The organism is Exiguobacterium sp. PHA03 (assembly GCF_041945985.1).
Lineage (GTDB): Bacteria > Bacillota > Bacilli > Exiguobacteriales > Exiguobacteriaceae > Exiguobacterium_A.
Window position 1 is genome coordinate 362,479 of record NZ_JAUTYQ010000001.1, and the last position, 11,620, is coordinate 374,098.

General features: G+C 50.0%; 10 protein-coding genes. All 10 read left to right on the top strand.

The features are described 5' to 3' along the window. The first annotated feature begins 47 nt into the window (after window positions 1–47). The 10 genes from rny (at window position 48) to Q7C19_RS01925 (ending at window position 11,524) form a co-directional block, all read left to right on the top strand. The gene (gene rny / locus Q7C19_RS01880; protein ID WP_023467703.1) at window positions 48–1,610 is read left to right on the top strand and encodes a ribonuclease Y; all 1,563 of its coding nucleotides are present in this window, start codon (window positions 48–50) and stop codon (window positions 1,608–1,610) included. Window positions 1,611–1,659: 49 nt separating this feature from the next. Beyond that, window positions 1,660–2,454 (top strand): TIGR00282 family metallophosphoesterase, encoded by a 795-nt coding sequence (locus tag Q7C19_RS01885; RefSeq protein WP_035408850.1) that lies wholly within the window; start codon window positions 1,660–1,662, stop codon window positions 2,452–2,454. Window positions 2,455–2,483: 29 nt separating this feature from the next. Then, the gene (locus Q7C19_RS01890) at window positions 2,484–2,744 is read left to right on the top strand and encodes a stage V sporulation protein S (protein ID WP_023467705.1); all 261 of its coding nucleotides are present in this window, start codon (window positions 2,484–2,486) and stop codon (window positions 2,742–2,744) included. A 191-nt stretch (window positions 2,745–2,935) separates the two neighbouring features. Further along, window positions 2,936–4,684 (top strand): 2-oxoacid:acceptor oxidoreductase subunit alpha, encoded by a 1,749-nt coding sequence (locus Q7C19_RS01895; RefSeq protein WP_056060443.1) that lies wholly within the window; start codon window positions 2,936–2,938, stop codon window positions 4,682–4,684. Next, the gene (locus Q7C19_RS01900) at window positions 4,671–5,537 is read left to right on the top strand and encodes a 2-oxoacid:ferredoxin oxidoreductase subunit beta (protein ID WP_023467707.1); all 867 of its coding nucleotides are present in this window, start codon (window positions 4,671–4,673) and stop codon (window positions 5,535–5,537) included. The genes Q7C19_RS01895 and Q7C19_RS01900 overlap by 14 nt, the downstream gene beginning before the upstream one ends. 98 nt (window positions 5,538–5,635) lie before the next feature. Beyond that, complete coding sequence (gene tdh / locus Q7C19_RS01905; RefSeq protein WP_035408847.1) at window positions 5,636–6,724, top strand: L-threonine 3-dehydrogenase; 1,089 nt, start codon at window positions 5,636–5,638, stop codon at window positions 6,722–6,724. Beyond that, window positions 6,724–7,899, top strand: a complete 1,176-nt coding sequence (locus Q7C19_RS01910) for a glycine C-acetyltransferase (protein ID WP_035408845.1) — start codon at window positions 6,724–6,726, stop codon at window positions 7,897–7,899. The genes tdh and Q7C19_RS01910 overlap by 1 nt, the downstream gene beginning before the upstream one ends. 145 nt (window positions 7,900–8,044) lie before the next feature. Continuing rightward, window positions 8,045–9,661 (top strand): alpha/beta hydrolase, encoded by a 1,617-nt coding sequence (locus Q7C19_RS01915; protein ID WP_483867427.1) that lies wholly within the window; start codon window positions 8,045–8,047, stop codon window positions 9,659–9,661. Continuing rightward, window positions 9,658–11,112 (top strand): phytoene desaturase family protein, encoded by a 1,455-nt coding sequence (locus Q7C19_RS01920; protein ID WP_375091472.1) that lies wholly within the window; start codon window positions 9,658–9,660, stop codon window positions 11,110–11,112. Before Q7C19_RS01915 ends, Q7C19_RS01920 begins: the two co-directional genes overlap by 4 nt. Window positions 11,113–11,236: 124 nt before the next feature. After that, on the top strand, window positions 11,237–11,524 hold the full coding sequence (locus Q7C19_RS01925; protein WP_029341204.1) for a hypothetical protein: 288 nt from the start codon (window positions 11,237–11,239) through the stop codon (window positions 11,522–11,524). Window positions 11,525–11,620 lie beyond the last annotated feature (96 nt).

Consider the following 11,620-nt stretch of genomic DNA (forward strand, 5'->3'; position numbering starts at 1 on the left):
AATACCGAAATGAACTAAGAAACACCTTGCAAAGGGGAGGTGAACCCATGAGTACACTGACTTGGATTGTCATACTTCTCCTCACTTTGCTGATCGCATTCATCGTAGGCTACTTCTTGCGGAAATCGATTGCAGAAGCGAAAATTCAAGGCGCAGAAACGGAAGCGAATAAAATCGTTGAACGTGCGCGTGAATCGGCTGAGGCAACGAAAAAAGAAGCCGTACTCGAAGCGAAAGATGAAGCATTCAAACTTCGTAACGAAGTGGAAAAAGAATTGCGTGAACGTCGCCAAGAGCTAGCGAAACAAGAAGCCCGGTTGCTCCAGAAAGAAGAGACACTCGATCGCCGTGTTGACGCTATCGACCGTAAGGAAGATCAAATCAATACACGTGATGCAGAGATCGCGAAACGGAAGCATCAAGCTGAAGAACTAGAGCGCAAAGTAGAGGACCTGTATGAACAGGGACGTCAAGAGCTTGTCCGCGTCGCGAATTTATCGCAAGACGAGGCAAGAACAATCATCATGGATGAGACGAAACAGGCTGCTTTACACGACGCAGCCATTCTTCAAAAAGAAATCGAACAAAAAGCAAAAGAAGAAGCCGACAAGAAAGCACGTAATATCTTGTCACTTGCGATTCAACGGTTCGCCGCTGAACATATCGCAGAGACGACTGTATCGGTCGTCAACTTGCCGAACGATGAGATGAAAGGTCGCATCATCGGACGGGAAGGCCGCAACATCCGTACGCTCGAGACCTTGACTGGGATCGACTTGATCATCGATGATACGCCGGAAGCCGTCATTTTGTCTGGTTTTGACCCAATTCGTCGCGAAGTCGCTAAAATGGCGCTCGAGAAATTGGTTCAGGATGGTCGGATTCACCCGGCTCGTATTGAAGAGATGGTCGACAAATCCCGTCGTGAAGTCGACGAGCGGATTCGAGAAATCGGGGAAGAAGCGACGTATGATGTCGGAATCCACGGCATTCATCCGGACCTTGTCAAAATTCTCGGTCGCTTGAAGTACCGTACGAGTTACGGACAGAACGTCCTGTATCACTCACTTGAGGTTGCCCACCTTGCAGGTATGATGGCAGCTGAACTTGGAGAAGATGTCACGCTTGCGAAGCGTGCAGGTCTTCTGCATGATATCGGGAAAGCGATCGACCACGAAGTCGAAGGCAGTCACGTTGAGATTGGTGTCGAGCTCGGTACGAAGTACAAAGAGCATCCAACCGTCATCAACGCGATCGCATCACACCACGGAGATACGGAAGCGACATCTGTCATTTCTGTCTTGGTTGCAGCTGCGGATGCATTATCTGCTGCTCGTCCAGGTGCACGTCAAGAGACACTCGAAAGTTATATCCGCCGTCTCGAACGCCTCGAGGAAATCTCGGAATCGTTCGACGGTGTCGAAAAATCATTTGCGATCCAAGCGGGTCGTGAAGTCCGCATCATCGTTCGACCTGACGTCGTCGATGATGTACTGGCTCACAAGATGGCGAGTGACATCCGGAAAAAAATCGAAGAAGAACTCGATTATCCGGGACACATCAAAGTCACGGTCATTCGGGAAACACGAGCAGTCGAATACGCGAAATAAGTGGAGTGGCGGGCGACCGCCACTTTTTTTAATGAACGGAGGAACAGCAATGAAGATTTTATTCGTCGGAGACGTCGTCGGTGCACCCGGTCGACATATCCTGCAACAATTTACAGCACGCTTGAAAGCGAAATACAATCCGAACGTCATGCTTGTCAACGGTGAAAATGCAGCACACGGACGCGGCATCACGAAGTCGATTTATCATCAATTCCTCGAACTCGGATTCCACGGCATCACGATGGGGAACCATACGTTTGATAACCGTGACATCTTTGACTGGATTGACGACGCGGACCGGATCATCCGTCCTGCGAACTATCCGGAAGGCACACCAGGTCGTGGGATGATGATCGTTAAGGCAGGCAATAAAAAGATTGCCGTCATCAACGTCCAAGGAACGGTCTTCTTACCACCTCTCGGTGACCCGTTCCGTACCGTTGATGAACTGATTGCGGAAGTCGAAGGAAAAGTCGATGCGATCTTCGTTGATGTCCATGCGGAAGCAACGAGTGAAAAAATCGCGATGGGTTATCACCTCGATGGTCGTGTACAAGCTGTCGTTGGCACACATACGCACGTCCAGACAGCAGATGAGCGTGTTCTTGACGGAGGAACGGCTTATATCACGGATGTCGGGATGACAGGTCCGTTGAACGGTGTGCTCGGGATGCGTCAGGAAGATGTCCTACGAAAATTTAAGACACAGCTCCCAACGCGGTTTGAAGTTGCCGAAGGACGGGAACAACTTAATGGAGTCTTGATTCATATCGATGACACAACAAAAAAAGCAACGAAGATTGAACGGATTCATCTGACGGATCAGTCAGTATTCTTCGACTGATTGCCATTTCTGGATGGGGAGGTACACGCATGGACGTCCTGAAAGTATCAGCTAAGTCGAATCCAAACGCGGTAGCAGGTGCACTCGCGGGTGTCATTCGAGAGAGAGGTTCCGTCGAGATTCAGGCCATTGGTGCGGGAGCGCTCAATCAATCTGTCAAAGCCGTCGCCATCGCACGCGGATTCGTGGCGCCTTCTGGCATCGATTTGATTTGTATCCCAGCCTTCACAGACATTTTAATTGATGGAGAAGAAAGAACCGCCATCAAACTCATCATCGAACCACGATGATGAATTGGACATAGGTCCTATATTTACAAGTAGACCATTTACTCGACTGGAGTAGATGGTCTTTTTGCTGCGTTTTCGAATTTTTCTCACCTTTCCACCGAGGGAGCATTGTACTACTTCCGGTAAATCGGTATCATGAGGGAGGATAGAGAGAACTATCATTTCAGGGGACAGAGAAGGAGCGAACGTCGATGTATAATCAGTTATCATGGAAAGTTGGCGGTCAGCAGGGAGAAGGGATCGAATCAACAGGCGAAATCTTTGCGATTGCCTTGAATCGACTCGGCTATTACCTGTATGGCTACCGTCACTTTTCGTCACGTATCAAGGGAGGACATACGAATAATAAGATTCGTGTCGCGACACAGGAAGTCCGGACGATTTCCGATGATCTCGATATTTTGGTCGCATTCGATCAAGAGACGATCGACGTCAACTTCCATGAATTGCGTCAAGGTGCCATCATCATCGCGGATGCGAAATTCAATCCGACGAATCCGGACGAAGCACGCGCCTCATTGTATGCGATTCCATTTACGGAGATCGCAGCTGATCTCGGTACGGCTTTGATGAAGAACATGGTCGCGATTGGTGCATCGAGTGCGATTCTCGGCATTGCACCAGAGCGTTTCCAAGCCGTCGTCGAACAGATTTTCGGACGAAAAGGTCCAGATATGGTTGAGAAGAACTTAGCAGCAATCCGTGAAGGAGCAGCAGCGTTTGAAGCTCTTGCAGGAGAGGGCGAACGGTTCGTCTTAGAACCGGCTGACGGAAAACAACGGATGTTCATGATCGGAAACGATGCAATTGCTCTTGGCGCGATTGCCGGTGGAGCGCGTCTGATGGCAGCTTACCCGATCACACCATCATCTGAGATCATGGAATACTTAATCAAGAAATTACCGCAGTTCGGTGGAACGGTCGTCCAGACGGAAGACGAACTAGCAGCGGTCACGATGGCAATTGGTGCCAACTACGCAGGTGTCCGTGCTTTGACGGCGTCTGCTGGTCCAGGATTGTCACTAATGGCGGAAGCGATCGGATTATCCGGGATGACGGAAACACCGCTCGTCATCGTCGATACACAACGGGGTGGTCCGTCAACAGGTCTACCAACGAAACAGGAACAATCTGACTTGATGGCGATGATCTATAGTACACATGGTGAAATTCCAAAGGTCGTTTTGGCACCATCAACGGTCGAGGAAGCGTTCTACGATGCAGCAGAAGCATTTAACATCGCAGAAGAGTACCAATGTCCTGTCATTCTATTGACGGATTTGATGCTATCGCTCGGAAAACAATCGGTTGAGCCACCAGATATGTCACGCGTTGAGATCCGTCGCGGGAAGTTGATTCAGGAAGACTTACCGGAACTTGAAGGGAAAGCGTACTTCAAACGCTACGAAGTGACGGAAGATGGAATCAGCCCACGTGTCATTCCAGGCGTCAAGCACGGGATTCATCACGTGACGGGTGTTGAGCACAATGAGGAAGGGCGTCCGTCGGAAGCGACGAAGAACCGGGTCGATCAAATGACGAAACGACTTCGCAAGCTGAATACGTTCCGCTTACAGGATGCCGTTCTTGTAACGGAGCATCATGCAGAACCGGATATCTTATTTGTTGGTTTCAACTCGACACGTGGAACGATTGAGGAAATCATGCCACGACTCGAAACACAAGGGATCAAGGTCGATCACTTGCATATCCGTCAAGTCCATCCGTTCCCAAGTGAACTCGTCACGCCGCACTTAGAGCGGGCAAAACGAGTCATCGTCGTCGAGTACAATGCAACAGGACAACTGGCGAAGCTGATCCAGATGAACTGTGGACATGCATCGAAGATCGAGCATATCCTGAAATTCAATGGCGACCCGTTCTACCCGGCAGAGGTCGTCGAGCAGGTCGTAGGAGGGGTATATCATGGCAACCTTTAAGGATTTTAGAAATGATGTCAAACCAAACTGGTGTCCAGGGTGTGGAGACTTCTCGATTCAAGCAGCGATTCAGCGTGCTGTCGCAAACGTCGGGCTCGAACCAGAAGAGTTAGCATTGATTTCCGGGATTGGCTGTTCTGGTCGGATTTCCGGTTACATCAATACGTATGGCTTCCACGGCGTTCATGGACGATCTTTACCGATCGCCCAAGGTGTCAAGATGGCGAACCGCGAATTGACGGTCATCGCGTCTGGTGGCGACGGTGATGGATTCGCGATCGGCATGGGACATACGATTCATGCATTCAAACGGAATGTCGACATGACGTATATCGTCATGGACAATCAGATTTACGGCTTGACGAAAGGACAGACGTCACCTACTTCTGCACCTGGATTCAAGACGAAATCGACGCCAAAAGGATCGATTGAAAAGAGTGTTTCACCGGTTGAACTTGCTTTGACGGCTGGCGCGACGTTCGTTGCCCAGAGCTTCTCGAATGATTTGAAGGGCTTGACACAATTGATCGAGCAAGCGACGGCACATAAAGGATTTGCGTTCATCAACGTCTTCAGTCCATGCGTCACATTCAACAAGGTCAATACGTACGATTGGTTCAAGCAGAACTTGACGAAGCTGTCCGATATCGAAGGATACGACCCGTCGAACTTGGATCTTGCGAAACAGACCGTTCATGCACACGATGGTCTCGTCATGGGATTGATCTATCAGGATGAAACACGTCCTGATTACCAGTCACAAATCGATGGGTACCAAGAATCCGGTCTCGCATATGCGGATCTTGAGCTAAACGAAGAAACATTCGGTAAACTAGCGGCAGAATTCATGTAAGATAGAGGAAAGATGTGTTTGGTTTTTGGGGATGCTAAACATTTGGAAGTTCGCCACATATAAATAAACGTGAGCTTCCGCGAAGGAGTCGGGGAAAGATGACGAAATTAGTAACAGCGGTAGAAGAGACGACAACGACGAAAACGATGCGTGCACTTGTCAAAGAAGAGCGCGGATTCGGTGCGGCACTGAAAGAAGTACCCGTACCCGTACCGGATCGTGGAGAAGTCTTGATTCGAGTCGAGGCAACATCAATTTGTGGGACGGACGTGCATATCTATGAGTGGGATGCGTGGGCAGCGTCACGTGTCAATCCGCCGTATGTCTTCGGTCACGAGTTCTCGGGCGAAGTCGTCGAGCTCGGGGAGGGTACGAAACGCTTGAAACTTGGTGACCGTGTCTCGGCTGAGACGCATATCGTCTGTCATCAATGTAAACAGTGTCTTCGTGGGCAATATCATATCTGTAAGAACACGAAGATCATCGGTGTCGATACACAAGGCTGTTTTGCGGAATACGTCGTCATGCCGGAAGAAAACCTCTGGGTCAACCCGGAAGATATGCCAGCGGGAATCGCTTCGATTCAAGAGCCGATGGGAAATGCTGTCCATACCGTTCTTGCGAGTGATGTCAGCGCTAAAACGGTCGCAATCGTCGGTTGTGGTCCAATTGGTTTGATGGCAGTCTCAGTCGCTAAAGCAGCCGGTGCTGCGGAAGTCGTCGCGATCGACGTCAATCCATATCGTCTCGAGCTAGCACGGACGATGGGGGCGGATGTCGTCATCGATTCACGTCATGACGATGTCTTGGAGCGGATCGAGCGTATGACCGACGGCGACGGAATCGACGTTGTCTGTGAGATGAGTGGACATCCGGCTGCGATTCGTCAAGCATTCGAAATGGTGACAGCAGGTGGAGACGTCAACATCCTCAGTCTGCCGGTCAAACCGGTCGAAATCGATTTGACGAACCACGTTGTCTTCAAAGGCGTCCGGGTTCAAGGCATCACCGGTCGGAAGATGTATGAGACATGGAGTCAGGTTTCTGCTTTCTTATCAAGTGGAAAAGTTGATGTCCGACCGTTGATTACACACACGTTGCCGCTTGAGCGGTTCGAAGAAGGATTTGAATTGATGCGTCAAGGGAAATGCGGGAAAGTCGTATTACAACCAAGGGGGACGAATTAATGGGATTTGAACACTTACGGACAGAATTAGAAGAGATGAAACAGGCGGGCACGTTCCGCAACCTTGTAGCACTCGAGAGCGCGCAACACAATCGCGTGACGATTGACGGGAAGGAACTGATCCAACTGTCGTCGAACAACTACCTCGGACTCGCAGCACATCCGCGTCTTGCTGAACAAGCAGCGGAAGCAGCGCGGACGTTTGGTGCCGGAACAGGATCGGTTCGAACGATTGCTGGAACGCTCGAGATGCACCAAGCGTTTGAGCGGGAACTCGCGACATTCAAGCATACGGAAGCGGCACTTGTTTTCCAGTCGGGATTCGCAACGAATCTCGGTGTCTTATCAGCGTTACTCGGTCCTGAAGACGTTGTTATCTCGGATGAGTTGAACCACGCTTCGATCATCGATGGGATCCGTCTGACAAAAGCGAAACGCCGGATCTATAAACACGTTGACTTAGCGGATCTTGAAGCAGCATTACAAGAAACACAAGACGCACGGACGCGCCTCGTCGTCACGGACGGTGTCTTCTCGATGGATGGGAACATTGCACCACTTCCAGAAATCGTTGAATTAGCCGAGCGTTATGACGCGCTCGTCATGGTCGATGATGCGCACGCTTCAGGTGTTCTTGGGAAAGCAGGACGCGGTACGGTCAATCACTTCGGTCTTGACGGTCGGGTTGCCTTGCAAGTCGGTACACTCTCAAAAGCAATCGGAGTCCTCGGTGGATACGTTGCGTGTGAACAACACGTCAAAGATTACTTGATCCATAAAGGGCGTCCGTTCTTATTCTCGACATCACATCCACCAGCAGTCGTTGAAGCAAACCGGGAAGCACTTCGTGTCATGGAAGAAGAAACGGTCCTCTTTGATCGTCTGTGGGAAAACACGGAATTCTTCAAACAAGGATTACGGGATCTTGGATTCGATATCGGGACGTCTACGACACCGATCACACCGGTCATCGTCGGTGATGAGGCGCGTTGTCACGAATTATCCGATCGCCTCCGTCAAGAAGGTGTCTTTGCTCAAGGAATCGCCTTCCCGACCGTTGCAAAAGGAAAAGCACGTGTTCGGACGATCGTAACGGCGGAACATACACGCGAAGACTTAACGACAGCTCTTGCAGCGTTCGAAAAAGTCGGTCGTGAATTAAACTTGATCGGTTGATATCGATCACGGACGAACCAGGTCCGCATACTTTCAGGCAGCGGATCAGCGATCCGCTGCCTGAAGTGCGTCATGACGAAAGAATCAAAGTCGACCGTTTTTACTTTTGCGAGATAGGGAATAATAGATGAGGAAAGGATGTGACCTGATGAGTATGAAGAAGAAAGGGATACTGCTCTCATTTTTGATGCTGACACTACTCCTTGGGGGGTGTATTCGCATCCAGTACGATGCAACGATCCATACCGATCAGAGCGTCACCTTAAAAACGACATATGCCGCAAAGGAACATCCAGTGGCGCGTTTACTGAATCTAAATCCGAATTGGAAAGGTTATGTCAAACAGGCAGAAAAGAATGGCTATGCGGCAAAGACGTTCAAGACGAAGGATGATTACGAAGGCATCCGGATGCAGAAGACATTTGCGAACTTCAAGGACATGACGTCGATCAAAGACGAATGGAAGACGGGCATCGGTGGGATTCTCATTCCACCTGATACGAAGTTCGACATGAAAAAATCAGACGGATTTTGGTTTGATACGTATCGACTTGATACGAACATCGATCTCAGTATCGATCGCCTGAACATCAAAGGGTATCAACCGACGGGTCAAGTCAAGAAACTTGCTGATCGTTATATTCGCCAAGCCGATATCGAGATCAAGCTCCACGGTCCGAAAGTGATTGGTCTCCAAAACGGAGAAAAGATCGACTGGTCGAATTACCATGATGTGTCATGGAAATTATACGGAACGAAAGCAAACCAACTACAGTTGATTGCCTATGTACCAAATCCGACAGGCTGGATCATCACCGGTGTTGTATTATTGATCGGTGTTGGCTTATTGCTTTACTGGATCTTTCACCGTGTCCGTCGTTTGCGTCGGCAACAGTTGAAGACAATCAGTATTTCGCTCCTTGTCTGTTTGATTGTCGGAGGAGGGGCATGGTGGCTATTCGCGAAAGATACATCGAGTGCTCCACCGCCAACGCGTCAGATCGTTACGCAAGGAAAGAGTGAAATCGTACCGACGTTCCTCGTCCATGGATTGTTCGGTACAGAGCGGACGTTTGTCCCAATGATTCAGAACTTCACGAAAAAAAAAGTTGCCGATGATGGCGGTCGATGTGACGTGACTCGTTCTGGGAAAGCGACTTGTAGCGTCACACCCTCGCCAACCGGCTACCCGCTTGTCCGAATCGTCTTTGCAGACGACGAGGCGAGCCTTGCCGATCAACAAAAGTGGTTGAATGCAGCGATTGCTGCGTATGATGCGAAACAAAAAGCGACCTTTGCCGATATCCAGCTCGTCGGGCACAGCATGGGTGGTGTGGATGTCGTCGCCTATACGGTCCAAGAAGAGATGCCGTATCACGTCCGAAAAGTTGTGACGCTCGACTCACCAATCGCCGGCTCCGATTACGCAAAACTCGGGTTGACGCTCGCACCGCTTGGCACGAATACGAACAGTCCCGCCATTCGTGATCTCGCGAAGGGCTCACCAGCGATGAACAATTTAAATAAGCGGCTCGAGACGTGGCCGCGCGATGTACTCGTCTATTCGTTTGGTGCCAAAGGAGGCGATTTCAATCTGATTTCGTTAAAGAGTTCCTTTGCACTCGAGAACTACACGGATAATATCCAGACAAAATCGTATAAATATGATCACTTCACGATTCATCGCCGGGAGCCGGTCTTCCGCGAAATCCGCAATTTCCTATTTAAAGAAAATCGGGTCACGGAGGAGGAATCATCATGAAACACGTCGTCATCGTCGGCGGAGGAATTGCAGGTTTAACGGCTGCGGCTCTGATCGCACAAGAAGGCCATACTGTTACCGTCCTTGAAGGAAGTCGTGAATGGGGGGGATCAGCCGGGAAGTTCACGCGCCGGGACCTGACGTATCCGGTAGGGGCGACACTCGGAATGGGGTTTGAGCCCGGTGGTATTCACGCCCGTGTTCTTGATCATCTTGGAGTAACGCATCAGGTCGAGTCGCTCGACGTCGTCATGACGATTCGCATAGCAGGACGGACGATTCATTATTATCAGGATCGTGCTGCGTTTCTAACCGAATTGACGTCACATTTTCCGGAGCAGGCATCGTCGATTCAGGCTTTCTTTGCTGAAATCGAGCAGATTCACGAGATGATTCGTCCGCTAATGGCAGAACTTCCAGCATTACCACTTCAAGATCCAGCAGACGTCCGGCGGTTAGTCCGTCACGCGAAAAGTGTTGTTCTCTTGCCGTATTTTCCGCTGACGATTGGTCATTTGTTACGAAAACATCGACTAGCGGATACGTTATTCGCACAAGTGATCGATGGGATTTTGCTCGACAGCATGCAGACAGGGCAGGAGGCCTCAGCTTTACTAGGAGCCGTCGCCTTATCGATTTACCATGAAGGTGCTTATTATGTCCCGGGTGGATTATACCGACTGGCCGAGCAATTGAAAGAGACAGCAGAGGAGAGCGGGGCAACCTGTCTCCTTGGGCGAAAAGTCACGTCGATTCGAAAGACATCAGATGGATTTTTGATTGAGGATCGCCGAGGACGCTTGATGCTTGCTGATGCTGTCATCTGTGCGGTTCCACTTGAAGGCATCCGGGAAGTCGTCAGCATGGATATGCGACGAACGTTACGACGAACGTACCGACGACAGGAAAAATTACAGCAATGGGCGACCTTTACGTATTATGCGGCGATTCCAGAGGCACTCATTTTGTCTGACGAAGCATTCCGGCAAGTTCATGATCCGTCCTTACCTTCAGGTCATGCCTTCATCTCGCTGTCCCGTCCGGATGATCGATTACGTGCACCAGTTGGTCAGCGGACGCTAACGATGTCATGCCATGTTCCGATTGGTACGTTTGATAAGACGAACCGGAAACGCTATGACGGACAAGTCGAGACGATGTCGGCGATCTTCGAAGCCATTCTCGAACAGCAGTTTCCCGGCTTCGCGCAACAGGCAATCGAACGCCATCCGGGTGGACCAGGTGCATGGGTCCGCTATACGTTCCGTCCGGATGGTGGAGTCGGTGGATATCCGCAACGTCCGAGTACGAGTCTCCTATTCGCGGCACCGTTTCGAACAGGTGTCGATCATTTCTTTGCAATCGGCGATACCATCTTTCCGGGTGCTGGAACGATCGGTGCGACGACGTCTGCGATCCATGTTGCCCGACAGTTTGGAGTCAGATTGTGAGAAATCGTCGTAAAATGATGAAAGAAGCGACGCATCTGTCGCTTTTTTCACATTTGAGGATTATGATGAGGTAGAGTCGGGAACATGATATCCATGAACAAAAAGAGAGAAGGAGTGAAGAACCATGGAGACATTCGAGCAAAAATGTCAGTCGTTCATTCAGGAACGACGACCTGAAGTCGGTCCGATTCAATTCGAGTCGGCGCGTACGTTTCTCAATGCACGCGGTTTAAGTGTCTACGAACGGATTTATCAAGGGAAAGAAGAAGTCCGATTAGCGTTCGTTGAACAGACAAATGGTCAACAACTCGTTTCATTAATGGAAAATACATTCGGCAACGGACTGGTCTATTTTGTCTCAACGGCAACCGCGACATGGGATGGCGACCGTTTTGGTGAATACACGTTTTAAGTACATAGGGAGTCCCAGTCGATGACTGGGGCTCTTTCGTGTCGAAACCTAATCCTTGTCCCGTTCGTAAGGTAGATAAGTGACTCAGTTGAAGGA